The following is a 16,436-nucleotide window of genomic DNA, read 5'->3' on the forward strand; positions in this document are numbered from 1 at the left end:
TGGGGACAAGACTCGCGTAGCGAGGCTTGGTTGCAAGAGCCGCGCGGGCGTGCCGAAGGTGCGCACGGGAGGCCTTGCAATATAGCCCGACCGCACATATATGTGCGGGAACGCCCCCCCCCAAAAAAATCTCTAGGGAACCATTCCAGCCCCCTATTTCAAAGTCCAAACCACCCCAAACTTGCGTTTTCGCACAGAAAAATGTATATTAGACGAGAAAACGGAGATAAAATATGATTGTTACCTTGAGAAATGTCGACACGCCCTTCCTGAGCGTCATCGAGAGCCTGTTACAGCTCCGCAAGGATGTCTATATGGAGACTTCCGAAGAAGAACCAAACGATCTCACCGCCAAGGTCATGGCAGAAAGCGAGGCCGGGAAAAACCTTAGCCCCGTTTACAAGTCCACCAGCGATTTCATGGCGGCCTTGAATGCTTGATTTACGGTTTACGAACCAGTTCAAGAAAGATTACAAACTTGCCCAGAAACGTGGCTATGATTTGTCCGAATTCGAAGCAGTCGTAAACAAACTTCGCAATAGAGAAGAACTCGAGCCAAAATACAAAGACCACCAATTGTCAAACAATTGGAAAAACCATCGGGATTTCCACCTGCATCCTGATTTGATAGTCATCTATCGCATTCAAGAAAACGAACTTATTTTAGAAATGGTCCGCATGGGAACACATTCGGACTTGTTTAAGAAGTAGCATCCGCGTTAGGGATTCCCCAAAGGGGATAAGAACACTAAGGGAGTAAGCTCCCAAGTGTTTCTATAAGTGACCCCTTGGGGACAAGACTCGCGTAGCGAGGCTTGGTTGCAAGAGCCGCGCGGTGACGTTCGTCTCCAAAACAGCAGCAACGAGTCAAGCGAGAATGTTTACATTCTCATTTGACGAGTGCACTGTTAGCATGCCAGTCCATCGGCGTCCCGCTGGCCAGCTACGCAAGCCGTTGCATGCTGGGCGAAACTCTCGAACAGATTGGCTTTACCGAAGAAGTCCACGTGCCCTGTGAGCCATAAGTGACTCATATTAACGAGTCGTGTTGGCGAGCTTTGGACACTTGCGCTTTAGCGCTTAGTGTACATGGCCACCTTTAGGTGGGAGTGAGGCGTAAGCCGAACGGTCATTATCCCTGAGCGTCAAGGAAGCCGTGTTCCCGTTCGTCAAGTTACAGAAACATCCTCGGCTCGGTCCCGCTCAAACAAGTTCGGTGGTCGCAACGCTCGCCTTGCGGTGTTTTCCCGGGTGTGGACATCACGCTTTCTCCGGAAATGAAAGCAATGAAGCGAGTCAAGCGAAAATACGCACGCATATTCTCATTTGACGAGCAAGGAGAATGTACGCAAAGCGTACAAATCCAGATGCGCTCCAAGGCCGTCGTGTCCGGCATTTCCATCACCACGACGATCGCCGCCCTCACCTCCACCGTGGAAGGCTTGGAAGACCGGCTGACCTTTAATTCAGGATGTTACAAGCCCCCAAAGGCCAGCCTCTCGCACGGCAACTCAGCCAAGGCTTCCTTGCCTTCGCTCACAAGGGACAAGCACGACTTCGGAAGATTTGAGGTTTGTAGTTTACAGGAGTACCACAGACACGTGAAGAAGTAAGGTGAACTGAGTGCGGGGTAATGCCCCGCGACTTAAGTGTCATTCCGGCCTCCGAGCCGGAATCACCATTTAAAGTCGCATAAAACAGGTGTCCCAAGCGGGGCACCTGTTTTTGTTATCAAAAGACATTTTTCATTCATTTATTTTAAATGTACATGGAATTGTTATGATAGTGTTTCCTGTACTATTTTCAAATTTCCAACGACTCACTGCTTCAGTAATTTCATCTTCGAATTCGGGATAATCCACTGTTGAAGAAGTTTTCGAGATATAAGCAACTTGACCATTGGCATTCACTTCTAATTTTAGAACAACCTTTCCTTGAAAGCCCGGTTTCTTCTTCAAGTACTTGTTATAGAGGTGGCTCAAGCCCGGAAGGCGTTGCCGAACAACCCTCATAACACGTTCATGATTCATAGAACCTGTCACGTCAACTTCATCTGTAGAAAGAATTCTAGTGATTCCTTTAGCCTTGGTCGCAATTTTTCCGCCTCCTCCACTGACAAGGCCTGCCAAGCCATCACCAATGCCACCGCCACTAGACTCGCTAGGATCTTTTTCCTTCCCCCTCTTGGATAATTCGTCTTTTCCCTTCGTATCTATTCCAGCAACACCTTCCAAAACCTTATCAATGTCTTTGGTACAATTTTTCGGTCTTGGATAAGTAGAACAATCATTGCTTGTATAATCAGAAGTTTTCTGATTAGCCTGTTGTGTCTGTTGTTTCAATAGATTTAACACACCTCTGGTTGTCTGCTCATTTTCATCCCCTACATTTTTTTCTTCATCTTGAATGCAACGGACTGGATACCACATCCAAATTGCTTTTTTTTGTGGTGCAACATCAAAACCATAATCTGCATGTGGTGCTCCCAAAAATGCATAAGCAACGCCCTCTGGCTCCGATTGTTGCAAAATAGCATCCTCTGCAGAGTTCCATTGCATCGAAGATGTCCAAAAATAGGCATATTTCCCTTCATCCATATAAGCACATTTACCATCCTTGGCTACTATGCATCCTCCTGAAGGCAAAGCATTGAAGCCATATTTGTCTTTTCCATTCCCGCTCGGTTGTTGGTAGGTGTTCCAACCTTTTTTCGATTTGAGGTCTATGGAATTCCCTACATAATCCAACAATTTTTTAAATTCTGCAGCACTCGGCAAACGCCAACCATCAGGGCAAGCGGTTGTTGCTGCGGCCATCGCCGAATAATAGCGACCATATTTTTTACAATTCGCCTTTTTCCCGTCACCACCAAGAATCAAACAATCAATGGTGCTCCCTGGATTCCCGTTTATCTCGTTTATTTCGAAAGCTAAATTCTCCGCCATCCAGACTTGGTCGCCTACCTTTACCGTCTTGTATGTTTTTCCATCGCGAGGATCCTTCATCGTTCCTTTTTGCGGGGCCGCAAAAGAAGCCGATATACACAAGGATGCTGTAAGAGCCATGATGGTAACACCTAATTTTAGAATATGCATTTTTTACTCCTTAAAAAAATTGTCAATCTTTAAGACAACGGACATATTGTCCAAAGTTCTTAAAGTGAACGTCTGGATAAGCATCACCGAAACCATAGTACATGTTCATGCCATATGCGTAGATGCTATCGTTCTCAGAAGAACTCCAGAAAAACATGGCGGCGTCCTCGTAGTCGGTCGATGAGCCTTCAACTACATTGAACAGGGTGATCAACTCCGTCAATGAAGGCAGATGCCAGCCACTTGGACATACGCCGCGCACGGGGTATGTCGGCGAACATGCCTTGCCATAACCGCAACCCTTGCCGTTCGAACTCCATGTACCAGCACTATCCATCGCAGTCGCCCATCTGTAAAATCGACCATAATTGGAGCAATTACTTTCATCGTTGTGGTGGCAGAAGCTAGAGTCCGCTTTGTAATTTAGGTTTTCCGCCATCCAGATTTGCACGCCAATCTTTACCGTTTTGTACGTCTGACCATCGCGGGAGTCGGTCATCGTCCCAAGACTTTTACTAGAAGATGATTCGCCAAATAAACTACTACTCGATTTCTCGGAACTATTTGACATTAGAATTTCACTGCTAGATGACACAGGAGCCGTCGATGACGAAAGGACCTTAGAAGATGAAGATTCGACGATACTGCTAGAAGATTCCACAACCGAACTCGATGATTTCACATTCGAAGAAGACGATTTCTGCATCAAACTGCTACTCGACCTAACCTGAGAGCTGGAGGACGGATTATCTTTCAACAATGCATCCGCTTTCCACGATTCAAAGTCTTCATCCATTTGCGCAACATAATCAGTACAGGCCACGAAAAGAACCGCTAATAACAAAAAGCAAAGACGACGTATGTTACGCAAACTCAACACAATCAATCCTTGAGACAACGGACAGAATAAGCGAAGTAATTGTAAGCGCCGCGCCACACGCAAGCCCCATCATCGCGATAGCCTAGGCTCATGTAGCCGCCATCGTCATCGGCGCTCCAAAAATCGGCAGACTCGCCCAAATAGAAGAAGTCGCCAGAGTAGGTGACACTGCCCCGCCTGCCCGCGGGGAGAGCGGAAAAACTGTAGGCATCCGAGCCATTACCACTATTGTTCCAACCACTGGTAGACTTTAGCTTTGCGCCAGCAGTAGATGAGCAGCCCACTGTAGGGGACGAGCCACCCACTACAGTGAGCAAGGTTTCAAATTCAGTCTTTGTTGGCAAATGCCAGCCGCTGGGACAGGCCGCTGTCGCCGCCGCCCATGTGTAAAGGCGACCATACTTGGAGCAATTGCTCGAGACATCATCGTAGCAATAGCTGTTTGCCGTTTCGTAGTTCAGGTTTTCCGCCATCCAAACTTGCGTTCCTATTTTAACAATCCTGTAGGTCTGGCCGTCGCGGGAATCCCTAAAAGAATTCGAATTGACTGCAGCAACGCTGCTGGACGACACCGGAACAGAAGACGAAGAGACTGCCCTAGAGGACGAGGATACCGCGACACTGCTGCTGGACCTTGCGCTGCTGCTAGACCCTTCGACAAGCTCAGGGACCTTTACAGAACCGCTACTTGACCTGACCTGCGAATTGGAGGACGAATCATCCTTCGTCAACCGTTCCTCTTTCCACGCTTCAAAGTCCTCATCCATTTGCGCAACATAGTCGGTACAGGCAACAATAGAAATGGAGGCAACTGCGGTGGCAACCCATTTCGTAATACTTAAAAAGGAACTTCGCATAAATATATTTCCCTGCCTAGAACGTAAAACTTATGCCAATCCCAATGGCTCCGACTATGGCAACTCCGATTCCTACACCGCGGAGGGTCTGCCCCGATTTTGCATCTTCGCGGTTTTTCTTAAACTCCGTTTCTGTCTTGTAGTTTTTCTCGGATGCGGACTTCGCCTGGCTGTTCCCGATAACGGCCAGCACAACGCCCGTCACCGCAGCCGTGACGCCAGTGCCCAGCAAAATCTTTCCAGCCGCACCGCTGCCGTCATTTTTCACCTTCAACGGCCTGCCTGACTCAGCCAAGAAATCATCATCACCATCCAGTTCTGCATAGGCCTCCTTGGCGCGTAGCCGGGTTTCATCGACATCAAGTCCATCAGGGCTATGTGTAAGCGAGTGCATCACCTGTACATTTGTGTGCGGTCCCTCATTTGCAGGGTGATTAAAATCATCGCCGCAATTTTTGAAGCTCAAGAGTTTTGCCGCTATCTGTTCCGGAGTCATGACAGTATATAAAATCCTATACCGGTCATTTTTGATGCATTTTGCATGCTTTACATAGTAATCGTCACCGGAATAGAGCATCGGATCATAATCTGACCCATAGATCAAAACGGCCGGGTATTCCGTTCCTTGAAGGCCAAAATGAAAGAAAAATCCCATAATATCGGTTCTATCGTCATCTACTCCAATCACCCTGCAGGTTTTCGTTTTCTGCTTTGAGATTGTCTTGACAAAGTTACGGTAGATTCTTTCGCACTCCGCGTCGGCAAAAGATAAAACAGACATAATAAATAAAAAAAACAAGACACGTTCTAATTTCATAAGATTCCCTTTTTGAAAATAGATTTAAAAGTGAAGAATCAACATCCTAATCCTTGAGACAACGAACAGAAAAACCGTTAAGAACGTTACTTATACCCAAATCGGCATCGTCACTGTCACTACCAAGATGCATACCGAAAGCATCCTCGCTACCCGCTCCCGTAGAACTGTGGAACCCCGCATAGAAACCTTCATACTTGTAATAACCACCCTTTTCCTTCCTGCCATAATTTTGCATATAGCCAGCGGGGAGCGCCACAAAAGAGACTTCATCCGAACCATTTCCGTTTTCATTCCAGCTCACTGCAGATTTAAGCTTTCGTCCCGCAATGTCTATTCCACCTACAGCATCAACAAGGATACCAAAATCCTCTTTACTTGGTAAATGCCAGCCTATAGGGCAAGCTTTTAACGCAGCCTCCCATATGTACAAGCGACCATATTTAGCGCAGTTACTTGCTTTGTCTTCGTAGCAATAACTATAGGCTGTTTTGTAGTTGAGATTTTCAGCCATCCATATCTGTTTTCCAATAGCAACAGTCTTGTATTTCTTACCATCGCGAGAATCGGTCATTGCCCCCTTTTGCGAGGCCTCAATGCCACCACCACTTCCATTGAGAAGACCCGCAAGGCCGTCGCCAACACCTCTGCCACCGTCGTTGGAGCCGCCATCAGCCTTACTGCGACGGTCACTGGTCTTACCTGTTGTTTGGAGTCTAGCAACATCTTTCAGGACCTGGTCAATATTCTTGGAGAACTTTAGGTTTTTCATTAGGTCATCCCCTACATTTTTTTCTTCGTCCTGAATACAACGGACTGGATACCAGAAGTTTTGTTCTATTGGTGATACATCGAAACCATAATCTGCATGTGGTGCACCCAAAAATGCATAAACCAAGGCCAAAGGATCCGACTGCATTGAAGATGTCCAAAAATAAGCGTAATTTCCTTCATCCATATAAGCACATTTACCATCCAAAATCATACATGTCCCTGAAGGCTGTGCGTTGAAGCCATATTTGTCTTTTCCATTTCCGCTCGGTTGCTGGTAGGTGTTCCAACCTTTTTTCGATTTCAGGTCTATGGAATTTCCTGCAAAATCCAACATTTTTTTTAGTTCTGCAGCACTCGGTAAATGCCAACCATCAGGACAGGCAACTTTTAAAGCGGCTATCGCAGAATAGTATTGATCATAGTATCGACCATATTTTTTACATTTCACCTTTTTCCCTTTACCGACAGGATTCAAACACGTTCTGCTCCCAGCATTTCCCTCTATCTCGAAAGCCAAGTTCTCCGCCATCCAAACCTGGTCACCAATCTTTACAGTCTTGTACGTTTTTCCATCGCGAGGATCCTTCATCGTTCCTTTTTGCGGGGCCGCAAAAGAAGCCGATATACACAAGGATGCGGCAAGCATTATTTTAAGAAGATTTTTCATTTTTTCCTCTATATAAGTATTCTTTTATTTTACTCATAGAAAGTAAACGGAACAGTTACTGTCGTTTCGTTCGCGACATTTCCATCATCACATTTAAATTTGCCAAAATTCCAGCGGCTCACAGCGGTCTTGATTTCATTGTCAAATTCGCCGTAACCGGTCGTAGAAGAAGCAATGGAGATGCTGATGATTTCGCCACCCGGAGCAATCGTAAACCTCAAGGAAATCACACCCTGAAAATGCGGTTGCTGCTTCAGAAACTTGTTGTAGATGTGACGCAGACCAGGCATTCTCTGACGCACAACCTCCATAATATCCGATGCACTACGACTACATGAATTCTTTGCATTCTTTATTATGCAAGCTTTTTCAGCATTTTCTTTTTCCTCCTTATATTTTTTCGCGCAAAGCGATCTTTCCGAACTTCCTTTAGGTAGTGTTATACATCTATTATATGTATTCTTAGCTTTAGCTACCGCAGCCTTACATGCATCGTGTGAAGACGATTCCGTAGCTTCCCCTTCATTAAAATCGGCACTTACATCCCCTACATTCTTTTTTTCATTCTGAATGCAACGGACAGGAAAAAACATCCAAAGTCCCTTTGATTGTGGAGCTAAATCAAAACCATAATCTGTATGTGATGCTCCCAAAAATGCATAAGCAACTCCTTCTGTATCCGACGGAACCGTTGATGTCCAAAAATAAGCGCGTTTTCCTTCTTCCAAATAAGAACATTCGCCATCCTTAGCTACGATGCATCCTCCTGAAGGTTGTGCATTAAATCCGTATTTATCTATTCCATTCCCACTTGATTGCTGATAGGTGTTCCAACCTTCTTTCGATTTGAGGTCTATGGAATTTCCTGCATAATCCAACATTTTTTTAAACTCTGGAGCACTCGGCAAATGCCAACCATCAGGACAAGCTACCGAAGCGGCCAACGCCGAATAGTATTGACCATATTTTTTACAATTCGCTTTTTTCCCGTTTCCGCCAAGAATCCAACATTCATTGGTACTCCCAGGATTTCCGTTTATCTCGGTTATTTCCAAAGCCAAGTTCTCCGCCATCCAGACTTGGTCACCAATCTTTACAGTCTTGTATGTTTTTTCGTCGCGTGGATCCGTCATTGAGCCCTTTTGCGGGGCCGCAATGGATGCAGAAACGCACAAAGATGCCGTAAGCATTATTTTAAGAAGATTTTTCATTTTTCCCTCTGTATAAGTTTTTTACTCACTGAAAGTAAACGGAATCGTTACCGTCGTTACGTTCGCTAAGTTTCCGTCCTTACATTTATGTTTACCGAAGTTCCACAGTTTAACGGCAGTGCTGATTTCGTTGTCAAAAGCATCATTCCCTGTCGTAGAAGATTCAACAGAAGTTTCAGCGACATTTCCTTCTGGTTTGATGACAAACTTGATTTTCACTTTTCCCTGAAATTTCTTCTTTTTCTTCAAAGCCTTATCGTACACCTGCCGAAGACCAGGGGTTTTCTGGCGTACAACTTTCATAATATCCGCTGCACTACGGCTACATGAATTCTGTGCATCCAAAGCCTCCTGCTCCTGCTGCTTAAGCCACAGGCTATCATTTATAGGAGAACCTTGAACACAGCGAACATAGGCAAAACTTGATTTAGAAACAGTAGGAATAACAGCGATTTCCTTATTTCCTGGACTACCAGAAGTATCCACATTCTTAATCTCTACAGCAAAAGACGAATCTGCATTTTGTTCAACAGAGCTCCAAAACAAGGTATTCCTTCCCAACAAACTTTTTTGCCAAGCACTAAAGCTCGTCGTATCAAAGAACACCGCTAGCAGCGCTTGAAACTCACTCATTGCAGGAAGATGCCATCCTTCAGGACATGCTTTCATAGCAGTATTCCAGTCATACAGTCTTCCAAATTTATTGCAGTCTCCTTCACAACGGTTTCCTTCGGCATTCACCTTCAGATTTTCCACCATCCAAACCTTGTTTCCGAACGTGAAGGTCTTGAAAGGTTTTTCATCATTAGAGGCAACCTGAGTATTTTTTGGGGAATCAGTTGCAGCGGAGTCTGTCTTAGCCCCGTCCTGCTTGCAGGATGTTACTGTCAAAAGCGCCATGACAGCAACGCCAAATTTTAGAACATTCATTTTTCACCTCTAAAAAATTGTCAATCCTTAATGCATCGGACAGGTATGCCGTAATCAGGTTCAACGGTCCAGCCTACCGTAGCAGATTCAGTATCGCAATGTATTTTCAATACATATATGCTGTTAGGGCGTTCATCCGTCTCGCTCCAGAAATAAGATTCTCTACCCTTGCCAAACGATTCATATTCATTCATCATCATACCTGTAGGTAAAGCTGCAAATCCGTAATCATCCGTTCCATTACATTTATTATTATTGACATTCCAATCATTTTGAGATTTTAGCTTACCTCCTGCTTTGGATTCACCACCAATGGACTTGAGTAAAACAGCAAATTCTTTTGCACTAGGCAAATGCCAGCCACTTGGGCAAACGTTATACGCATCACCAAAAGTGTAGTACCGCCCATACTTTGCACAATCAGACGAAGTATTCCCGTAACAGATACTAGAAGCTGTCTTGTATCTAATATTTTCCGCCATCCATGTTTGAGTTCCAATTGTAACAGTCTTGTATTTTTGATTAGCACGAGGGTCAAGCATCATGCCTTTCTGCGAAGAAACAACAATTTTTTCTTTTTCATTATCAGAATTTTCTTCATGAATATTATTTTTTTCGCTTAACTCGTTTCTAAGGCAACGGACAGACATTCCGTCATCTTTATCAGAGTCACTAAAATTCCCAGATAAATTGCTCAAATCCCAATATAATCCATCCTTAAAACTGTTCCGGCTTTCCTTTGCTGTCCAAAAATATGGTTGAATATCTATATCACGAAATTTTTCGTTTGATGACGAGAATGTTCCAGCAGGGAGAACCGCAAAGCCAAAATCATCCGATCCACAATCATAATCATCACAATCATTGGCTATTTTCAGTATTTTGCGAGCCACACTCTTTCCACCAAGAAGATTTACCAATGTCTCTATTTCATCAGTATTAGGCAAATGCCATCCCGCCGGGCAAGAACGTTTCGCCATGCTCCAATCATAAAGGCGTCCATATTTGGTACAATTCGAAGGGTTATTGTCAGGACACATACTCCCCTTAGCTTTGTAGTTCAAATTCTCTGCCATCCAAACTTGTTGTCCAATCTGAACTGTCTTGTATTCTTTTCCATCTCGCGAATCTGTCAAGACACCCTCATTTGGAGTAAATGATTTGCCTAGATGAGCACTAAAGCCTTTTTCACATTTCAAAATACCCAAAAGCTTAGATACAATTTGTTTCGAAGTCATGAACGTATTATCCGGTCTATAAGCTAAATAGCATTTTACTCCTTTTTTACGAATATCTTCACCTTTATACAATTTCAACCATTTATGCCCAAGCACTGGAGCACTGTTGTCATAAACAAGAGCGCCTGGTGTACCGCCTTTCAAATTAAAGAAGAAGCCTTTGACATTCCCTTCTTTTTCATTTGTCAGCCAACAATCTATTGTTTCTTGATCAGGAACCAACTTGACAAAGCGTTGATACGTATTTTTGCAAGATTCTCCAGCGAAGGAAGCAGCCATCAATAACAAAACAAATAAAATAAAGTTTTTCATATTTATCATTCCTTATTCGTTATCCTTGATGCAGCGAACTGGATAAGCATCAAATTCATCTCCATTGCTCTTGTAACGAACTCCTTTTATAGCATTGTATCCATAATCAGCAGCCGCAGACAGACTTAACACAATCGCAGAACCTGTACTATCAATCTTTGTTGGATTATATGGATTAGGGCGAGTTTCTTCTGTTGATGACCAAAATTTGGAATATCTACCATCAGTAATAAATTGAGCATAATCTCCTAAATCGATTTCTTCGGGAATGGTTTTAGCTCCGTTCATCATTCTTTGATTATTATTTATTGAAGCATCATAACAAGAACGACATACTATCTGATCATTATTATTTGTTAAAGCATCCAATTCAGCCATTTTTCGAGCATGTGCACGAGTCGGATATCTAACATACCCCGTCGGAATCGCAGCAAAGCCATAAGTATCCAGCCCCCCATCGAAATCCGAAGACATCAACTTCAATGCAGCCTTTCTTTCTTTTGCTGCTTTTTCGTAGAAACGCTCCGAAGAATCTACAGTAACGCCCCAAGCAGCCACCCACATCAAAGTTCTAAAATCCTCTGCAGTCGGCAAGCGCCATCCGTCTGGGCATGCGGATTTAGCGGAGTACCATATATAATAACGTCCATATTTTGCGCACTTTGACTTTTTGTTGTCTAAGCAAACGCTGCCATCCATTTCGTAATACAGGTTTTCGGCCATCCAAACTTGCGAACAAATTTGAACGGTAGCATATTCCGTTCCGTCACGGGAATCTATCATCGTCCCTCTAGAGCCATTTCCTTCTACAGAACATAGTTTGTTGTATTTTCTTTCAGCTTCATCCTGATTTTTTTTATCACGTCTTTTTCGTTCCGCCTCCTCTTTTTTCCGTTTCTTTTCTTCTTCGACCTTTCGCTTCTTTTCTTCGTCAGCGACGTACTTATCAAATTGCTTTTTTGTAGGACATTTCCCATGGAATTTTTGGAACGAACTTTTCACAAAAGCTTGTCCGGGTTGGCCAACCTCATATTGGCCTACGCAGTACCAGATCTCTTGGCAATCTCCTCTTAAATCAAGATCTCCCACGCTTGGACAAAATACATGACAATATGGCATTTTAACATAACCTCCAAAAAGAAGGTCTGGAACTAGTTCAAAACGTTGTTCCTTGACCACACATTTTTCCATTTGCTTTGCCCAAAGAGAATTTGTCCCCAAAACAAGAACAACAAAAGTAATCATTATTTTTTTGTAGTAGCTATTCATATTTTTTCCACCTTTTTAATAAACCCTGCTAAAAGTTATGCTTATACAAACAGAGGACTTCTTCAATTTCCCACGTTTCAAGCCCGGGGAAAATGTCCGAAAAAACATCAATTGACACAACAGATGACAGAGGTCCTTGAATCAATCCACGAGACAGCAACTTTTTTGCGCCATCCATAGCACCATTATGTAGATAAACTTCTAAAGGTCTGAAACGTTTTCGCTTTTGCTTTTCCAGAAATGCGCCTAGACGCATAGTCGTGTCATAAACGGTTAATTTCCCTATTCCAAGACCACGAAGTTCATCTACAATTTTATAGAGATCTTCAAAATTTTCACTTTTTTCAATGCGAGTTTTTATTTTATCTGAACACAAACCCTTTGCAAAAAAATCCCTACTTGTCTTTAAAATTCGGCGTTGGTGATTTCCGCGATGCGTCGCATCTTTGTGAAACAATCCAGCCTCTTCCAGTGCCATGCTCAGATTAGGCAAACACTTGTAATACTGGAGTTCACTTCTCCAAAACCGATCCTTATTGTATTCATAATCTTGCAAGATTCTTTCTAAAGGGTGACCTGTTTTCATTTTCAAGACCTTTCTGCCAATGACAGTCTACAAGCAGCGGTCTTGTTCAGGAAGCCGATTGAGATTGCATCGCATTCGCAAGCAAAAACAAATTCAATGGATTCTATCGTTTCGCCTTCGGCTACACTCCAGAATGACCATCTCTGCGATCCATACTTTTTTCGGGAAACAAAAAAAAGGCATGGTGTCGCTCGGCTCATTATCTGGAGGCTCTGGTAAACCCGCAACTTCAAGCACAACGGCAATAGTCAGCCAGAAAAGGCCGACATAGCCGCGGGCAAGCGCCCAACGACCCACACCCGATCGGTGTGAGTGTTCGTCTTCTTCCCAAGTTGCTGGGGCAAGCCCCAAGAAATTTTACCAGAATTTCCAGATAGGGAACAAGAGTACTACTCTAATTCAATATGTCAGTAAAAATTTAGCAAAAGGTGAACGTCACGGCAACCGGGCTTGCAAGGCGAACAAGGCTCGAAAGCTGCCCTAAACCCCACCCCACTTGCGCAATTCATCGGATAATTGTATATTATTGCCCAAAAGAGCACGCCACACGATGACAAAAGACGAATTGAAAGCACTGTTCTGCGACTTGGAAAGCGACCATATCGAGTGGACCATTTCGACCACGAACACCGACAAGTTCGGTCAGGCCATTTGTGCATTCGCCAACGACTTGCCCAACCACCGAAAGCCGGGGTATCTGTTCCTGGGCGTGACCGACGACGGGAACGTCCAAGGAATAGACGTGACAGACGCCATCCTGAAAAATGTGGCCGCTATCCGCACCGATGGGAATATTCAACCGCAACCGTCCATGACCGTCGAAAAGGTTTCGATGAACGAAGGCGATATCGTGATGGAAAAACGTCGGGCTAATCTCACCTCATTCGATTCTGCGCCATGCCTTAGTGCAACCATTGACGACTTGGATTTAGGTCTGTTCAAGCAGAACTTGACACATTCATCAAGACGACTATAGCAAACCGACGCCCCATACCTGTCAGCGCATTGCGCGAAGAACAGGTTGTCGATTATCCCGACTGGGCTACGCGAGAACTTTTGATGAACGCCATCTGCCACAGGGATTATTCGACGAACGGTCCGATACAATTCTATCAGTATGACGACCGCATCGAGATTATGAACCACGGCGGGTTATATGGTCGCGCCAACGAGAGCAACTTCCCCAATGTGAACGACTACAGGAACATCGTGATCGCCGAAGCGATGAAAGTCCTTGGTTTTGTCAACCGCCATAGCCGGGGCGTGTTAAGGGTGCAAAAGGAGCTGAAGGCCAATGAAAATGGCGAGGCAGTCTATGATTTTGGCTACCAGACCGCAATCCTTGTGCGGGAATATAAATCGCCACTTGGAGAACGAATGATGGCAGAAGCTATCGTTAATGGCTACTTGACCGAAAACAGCGAAAACAGCACAAAAACGGTATTTTCAATCAAAAAACCGTCAAAAAAAAAACGTCAAATTTGAAGGTTTCCGATTTTCCGTCACAAATTGTAGAAGATGTCTTTAAAGCACTGAAACAAAACCGAAAAGCGAAATATTCATGGATTCAAGATAATCTCGGAGTAAGTGAAAGCACCGTTTTGCGGGCCATCAATGACCTTAAGAAAATGGGCTACATCAATTCGGAACACTCGAAGATTAAAGGCGAGTGGCAGCTGCTGAAATAGAAAGTCTTTGCGGCATTTTGCGTTAGGGATAATAACCCCTTGGGGACAAGACTCGCGTAGCGAGGCTTGGTTGCAAGAGCCGCGCGGGCGTGCCGTAGGTGCGCACGGGAGGCCTTGCAATATAGCCCGACCGCACATACATGTGCGGGAACGCCCATTTCCTGTAAGTTCAGAGACCCCAAAGGCCAGCCTCTCGCACGGCAACTCAGCCAAGGCTTCCTTGACTTCGCTCACAAGGGACAAGCACGATTACGGCCGCTTCGAAGTATGCAGCTTGCAAGAGTACCATAGGCACGTGAAGAAGTAACGAGGCATGAGGTCGCTCGCTTCGCTCTCTTTGAGGTGCGAGTTCGCGACTTTGTCGCTTTGAGTAAGCAATCCAGACACGATTGTCATTCCCGGCTTGACCGGGAATCTCCTATAAATTTTAAGCGCAGACTCAACACAAGCCTGCGTTTTTTGCTTTAAATAACCTTATATCTTGAACTGGGCTATTTCTTCTTGAGAAAGACTACTGATGTCCTTGCCATTCCTGTCTGCATACCGAGCCAGTTCTAGCAGGTTCAACTTGCAGGGAAGAGCATTCCTGTACGGGTCAGGAACCGCCGAAAACGGAATCCGTACGTCGGACAGAATGTCCTCAACCTTCTTAGTTCCATTCATAAGTGTACGTTTCCAACAATTTTTTTGCAGCAATCGGCCCCAAAATGAAATGATACGGATGAAGCGCGCCGATATGCGCACACCCTAATACGCCAATATAGTGATTTAGCAGTTCTTTGTTAAGGGCAAAACCGAAAATAACGCCATCGTAACCCCATTGTACAGATTTATCAACGGCAATGGCAAAAAGATGCCCACCAACGCCGCTATAGCGCTGTGAGCCATATACATGTTTATTGTTGTGCGGAGCAGTGCAGGCCCAGTGCAAGTACGCCGCCTTAGGCCCTTCATCATTTTTCACCCCGACCAGCCCCTGAATTTCGTTATTTTCCTTCAAGGCGAGAGCGAACGCTTCAACATCGTTAGGGACCTCAATCCAGTCAATTCCCCAGCCGTTCTTTTCGTTGAACTTTTTCAGGAACGAGCGACTCTCTATCCTGAACACCACGGTTTCCTTGATTTCTCCGGCTTCGTTGTCCTTGAGGCAAGGAACAATCTCGTCCAGCCAAATTCCGACACCACCGATTTTTGCATCGCTATACATCTTTTACCCCTTTCCCCGCAGACATGCAAAAAACAACGGGGCGTTTTAGTTTTCAACTACTCTTTTGAGCAGTATAAATATAATCTATCCAGCGGAGCATGTCAAGAGATTTTTTTTAATTTTGGGGAACGCCTCCCCCACGCTCCAGCCCCGACCCCACTCACATTGTTAAGCCAGCCTTAAGCAGGTTTCGCCTTTAGTCTATGATTTCGGCTACCAGACCGCAATCCTTATGCGGGAAAATAAATCGCCACTTGGAGAACGAATGATGGCAGAAGCCATCGTTAATGGCTACTTGACCGAAAACAGCACAAAAACGGCATTTTCAAGCAAAAAACCGTCAAAAAAAAACAGACAGGAAAACAGCCAAAATTCAACATCCCTGAATTTCCGTCACAGGTCGTTGAGAATGTTTTCAAGGCTCTTAAAATGAACCGCAAAGCAAAATACTCATGGCTCGCGAACAATCTAGATGTAAGTGAACGCACCATACAGAGAGCCATAGACGACCTTAAGAAAATGGGCTACATCAACTCGGAACACTCTAAGGTTAAAGGCGAGCGGCAATTGCTGAAATAGAAAGTCTTTGCTGCATTTTGGCGTTAGGGATTCCCCAAAGGGGATAAGAACACTAAGGGAGTAAAATCCCAAGAGTTTCTATAAGTGCCCCCTTGGGGTGGAGACTTGCTTGCAAGGCTCCTTTTTAGGTGGCTGGCCGCGAGCGAAGCGAAGATGCCAGCCCCTAAACAGCGTGCGAGCCGAATGCAGCTAGCTGGCATCGGGCAACAAGGTTCCTGGCCAGGGCAACATCTTCGTCTTGCTCAAGGACGAAGACAAGCAGAAGGCAGTGCCGCTCATTCGCCAACTCGTGAACCTCGGTTACGAACTGTACGCCACCCGCGGCA

Annotated in this window: 20 protein-coding genes; 8 read left to right on the top strand and 12 right to left on the bottom strand. The window is 44.8% G+C overall.

Annotated features, from left to right (window positions below; genetic code table 11):
- Window positions 1–233: 233 nt before the first annotated feature.
- The 4 genes from Q0P86_RS14850 to Q0P86_RS14865 all read left to right on the top strand — a co-directional run bounded on the left by Q0P86_RS14850 (window position 234) and on the right by Q0P86_RS14865 (window position 1,613).
- Complete coding sequence (locus Q0P86_RS14850) at window positions 234–440, top strand: hypothetical protein (RefSeq protein ID WP_295040523.1); 207 nt, start codon at window positions 234–236, stop codon at window positions 438–440.
- Window positions 433–711 carry a type II toxin-antitoxin system YafQ family toxin gene (locus tag Q0P86_RS14855; protein ID WP_295040525.1) on the top strand — a complete coding sequence of 93 codons (279 nt, stop codon included), beginning with the start codon at window positions 433–435 and terminating at the stop codon, window positions 709–711. Before Q0P86_RS14850 ends, Q0P86_RS14855 begins: the two co-directional genes overlap by 8 nt.
- Before the next feature lie 182 nt (window positions 712–893).
- A complete protein-coding gene (locus tag Q0P86_RS14860) occupies window positions 894–1,025 on the top strand; it encodes a hypothetical protein (protein ID WP_295040526.1) in 132 nt (43 codons plus the stop codon).
- Between the two features lie 252 nt (window positions 1,026–1,277).
- Complete coding sequence (locus Q0P86_RS14865; protein WP_295040528.1) at window positions 1,278–1,613, top strand: hypothetical protein; 336 nt, start codon at window positions 1,278–1,280, stop codon at window positions 1,611–1,613.
- A 132-nt stretch (window positions 1,614–1,745) separates the two neighbouring features.
- Here Q0P86_RS14865 and Q0P86_RS14870 read toward each other — a convergent pair whose 3' ends face one another.
- From Q0P86_RS14870 to Q0P86_RS14915, 10 genes are all read right to left on the bottom strand, one after another.
- The gene (locus Q0P86_RS14870; RefSeq protein WP_295040530.1) at window positions 1,746–3,095 is read right to left on the bottom strand and encodes a TonB family protein; all 1,350 of its coding nucleotides are present in this window, start codon (window positions 3,093–3,095) and stop codon (window positions 1,746–1,748) included.
- A gap of 22 nt (window positions 3,096–3,117) precedes the next feature.
- Entirely contained in the window at window positions 3,118–3,891 is a 774-nt protein-coding gene (locus Q0P86_RS14875) for an FISUMP domain-containing protein (protein ID WP_295040532.1), read from the bottom strand.
- Window positions 3,892–3,977: 86 nt separating this feature from the next.
- Window positions 3,978–4,832: a fibrobacter succinogenes major paralogous domain-containing protein gene (locus Q0P86_RS14880; protein WP_295040534.1), complete on the bottom strand. Its 855-nt coding sequence runs from the start codon at window positions 4,830–4,832 to the stop codon at window positions 3,978–3,980.
- Between the two features lie 16 nt (window positions 4,833–4,848).
- Complete coding sequence (locus Q0P86_RS14885; protein WP_295040535.1) at window positions 4,849–5,649, bottom strand: hypothetical protein; 801 nt, start codon at window positions 5,647–5,649, stop codon at window positions 4,849–4,851.
- Window positions 5,650–5,695: 46 nt separating this feature from the next.
- Window positions 5,696–7,090 carry an FISUMP domain-containing protein gene (locus Q0P86_RS14890; RefSeq protein WP_295040536.1) on the bottom strand — a complete coding sequence of 465 codons (1,395 nt, stop codon included), beginning with the start codon at window positions 7,088–7,090 and terminating at the stop codon, window positions 5,696–5,698.
- 29 nt (window positions 7,091–7,119) lie between these two features.
- The gene (locus Q0P86_RS14895) at window positions 7,120–8,301 is read right to left on the bottom strand and encodes a TonB family protein (RefSeq protein WP_295040537.1); all 1,182 of its coding nucleotides are present in this window, start codon (window positions 8,299–8,301) and stop codon (window positions 7,120–7,122) included.
- A gap of 21 nt (window positions 8,302–8,322) precedes the next feature.
- Complete coding sequence (locus Q0P86_RS14900; RefSeq protein WP_295040539.1) at window positions 8,323–9,231, bottom strand: TonB family protein; 909 nt, start codon at window positions 9,229–9,231, stop codon at window positions 8,323–8,325.
- Window positions 9,232–9,251: 20 nt separating this feature from the next.
- On the bottom strand, window positions 9,252–10,781 hold the full coding sequence (locus Q0P86_RS14905; RefSeq protein ID WP_295040541.1) for a fibrobacter succinogenes major paralogous domain-containing protein: 1,530 nt from the start codon (window positions 10,779–10,781) through the stop codon (window positions 9,252–9,254).
- Window positions 10,782–10,793: 12 nt separating this feature from the next.
- Complete coding sequence (locus tag Q0P86_RS14910) at window positions 10,794–12,050, bottom strand: FISUMP domain-containing protein (protein ID WP_295040543.1); 1,257 nt, start codon at window positions 12,048–12,050, stop codon at window positions 10,794–10,796.
- Window positions 12,051–12,078: 28 nt separating this feature from the next.
- Window positions 12,079–12,636: a hypothetical protein gene (locus Q0P86_RS14915; RefSeq protein WP_295040545.1), complete on the bottom strand. Its 558-nt coding sequence runs from the start codon at window positions 12,634–12,636 to the stop codon at window positions 12,079–12,081.
- A gap of 550 nt (window positions 12,637–13,186) precedes the next feature.
- Between Q0P86_RS14915 and Q0P86_RS14920 the strand changes: the two genes are divergently transcribed.
- Genes Q0P86_RS14920 through Q0P86_RS14930 form a run of 3 tightly spaced genes read left to right on the top strand, consistent with a single transcriptional unit; the run spans window position 13,187 to window position 14,324 of the window.
- Window positions 13,187–13,612 (top strand): RNA-binding domain-containing protein, encoded by a 426-nt coding sequence (locus tag Q0P86_RS14920; protein WP_295040547.1) that lies wholly within the window; start codon window positions 13,187–13,189, stop codon window positions 13,610–13,612.
- Between the two features lie 29 nt (window positions 13,613–13,641).
- Window positions 13,642–14,121, top strand: a complete 480-nt coding sequence (locus Q0P86_RS14925; RefSeq protein ID WP_295040549.1) for an ATP-binding protein — start codon at window positions 13,642–13,644, stop codon at window positions 14,119–14,121.
- Window positions 14,118–14,324: a winged helix-turn-helix domain-containing protein gene (locus Q0P86_RS14930; protein ID WP_295040551.1), complete on the top strand. Its 207-nt coding sequence runs from the start codon at window positions 14,118–14,120 to the stop codon at window positions 14,322–14,324. Before Q0P86_RS14925 ends, Q0P86_RS14930 begins: the two co-directional genes overlap by 4 nt.
- A gap of 474 nt (window positions 14,325–14,798) precedes the next feature.
- On the opposite strand, the gene Q0P86_RS14935 is transcribed toward Q0P86_RS14930, so the two are convergent.
- Window positions 14,799–14,987 (bottom strand): hypothetical protein, encoded by a 189-nt coding sequence (locus Q0P86_RS14935; RefSeq protein ID WP_295040553.1) that lies wholly within the window; start codon window positions 14,985–14,987, stop codon window positions 14,799–14,801.
- A complete protein-coding gene (locus tag Q0P86_RS14940) occupies window positions 14,974–15,531 on the bottom strand; it encodes a hypothetical protein (protein WP_295040555.1) in 558 nt (185 codons plus the stop codon). Before Q0P86_RS14940 ends, Q0P86_RS14935 begins: the two co-directional genes overlap by 14 nt.
- 429 nt (window positions 15,532–15,960) lie before the next feature.
- Here Q0P86_RS14940 and Q0P86_RS16970 point away from each other — a divergent pair, with 429 nt between their 5' ends.
- A complete protein-coding gene (locus Q0P86_RS16970) occupies window positions 15,961–16,110 on the top strand; it encodes an HTH domain-containing protein (protein WP_366941317.1) in 150 nt (49 codons plus the stop codon).
- The last annotated feature ends 326 nt before the right edge of the window (window positions 16,111–16,436 follow it).

This window comes from uncultured Fibrobacter sp. (assembly GCF_946062555.1).
Classification (GTDB): Bacteria; Fibrobacterota; Fibrobacteria; order Fibrobacterales; family Fibrobacteraceae; genus Fibrobacter.

Excerpts from the sequence above, each read along its gene's own strand:
- Q0P86_RS14850 (WP_295040523.1), top strand. The coding sequence starts at position 234 with ATGATTGTTACCTTGAGAAATGTCGACACGCCCTTCCTGAGCGTCATC.
- Q0P86_RS14855 (WP_295040525.1), top strand. The coding sequence starts at position 433 with ATGCTTGATTTACGGTTTACGAACCAGTTCAAGAAAGATTACAAACTT.
- Q0P86_RS14865 (WP_295040528.1), top strand. The coding sequence starts at position 1,278 with ATGAAAGCAATGAAGCGAGTCAAGCGAAAATACGCACGCATATTCTCA.
- Q0P86_RS14870 (WP_295040530.1), bottom strand. The coding sequence starts at position 3,095 with ATGCATATTCTAAAATTAGGTGTTACCATCATGGCTCTTACAGCATCC.
- Q0P86_RS14875 (WP_295040532.1), bottom strand. The coding sequence starts at position 3,891 with ATGGATGAAGACTTTGAATCGTGGAAAGCGGATGCATTGTTGAAAGAT.
- Q0P86_RS14880 (WP_295040534.1), bottom strand. The coding sequence starts at position 4,832 with ATGCGAAGTTCCTTTTTAAGTATTACGAAATGGGTTGCCACCGCAGTT.
- Q0P86_RS14885 (WP_295040535.1), bottom strand. The coding sequence starts at position 5,649 with ATGAAATTAGAACGTGTCTTGTTTTTTTTATTTATTATGTCTGTTTTA.
- Q0P86_RS14890 (WP_295040536.1), bottom strand. The coding sequence starts at position 7,090 with ATGAAAAATCTTCTTAAAATAATGCTTGCCGCATCCTTGTGTATATCG.
- Q0P86_RS14895 (WP_295040537.1), bottom strand. The coding sequence starts at position 8,301 with ATGAAAAATCTTCTTAAAATAATGCTTACGGCATCTTTGTGCGTTTCT.
- Q0P86_RS14900 (WP_295040539.1), bottom strand. The coding sequence starts at position 9,231 with ATGAATGTTCTAAAATTTGGCGTTGCTGTCATGGCGCTTTTGACAGTA.
- Q0P86_RS14905 (WP_295040541.1), bottom strand. The coding sequence starts at position 10,781 with ATGAAAAACTTTATTTTATTTGTTTTGTTATTGATGGCTGCTTCCTTC.
- Q0P86_RS14910 (WP_295040543.1), bottom strand. The coding sequence starts at position 12,050 with ATGAATAGCTACTACAAAAAAATAATGATTACTTTTGTTGTTCTTGTT.
- Q0P86_RS14915 (WP_295040545.1), bottom strand. The coding sequence starts at position 12,636 with ATGAAAACAGGTCACCCTTTAGAAAGAATCTTGCAAGATTATGAATAC.
- Q0P86_RS14920 (WP_295040547.1), top strand. The coding sequence starts at position 13,187 with ATGACAAAAGACGAATTGAAAGCACTGTTCTGCGACTTGGAAAGCGAC.
- Q0P86_RS14935 (WP_295040553.1), bottom strand. The coding sequence starts at position 14,987 with ATGAATGGAACTAAGAAGGTTGAGGACATTCTGTCCGACGTACGGATT.
- Q0P86_RS14940 (WP_295040555.1), bottom strand. The coding sequence starts at position 15,531 with ATGTATAGCGATGCAAAAATCGGTGGTGTCGGAATTTGGCTGGACGAG.
- Q0P86_RS16970 (WP_366941317.1), top strand. The coding sequence starts at position 15,961 with ATGAACCGCAAAGCAAAATACTCATGGCTCGCGAACAATCTAGATGTA.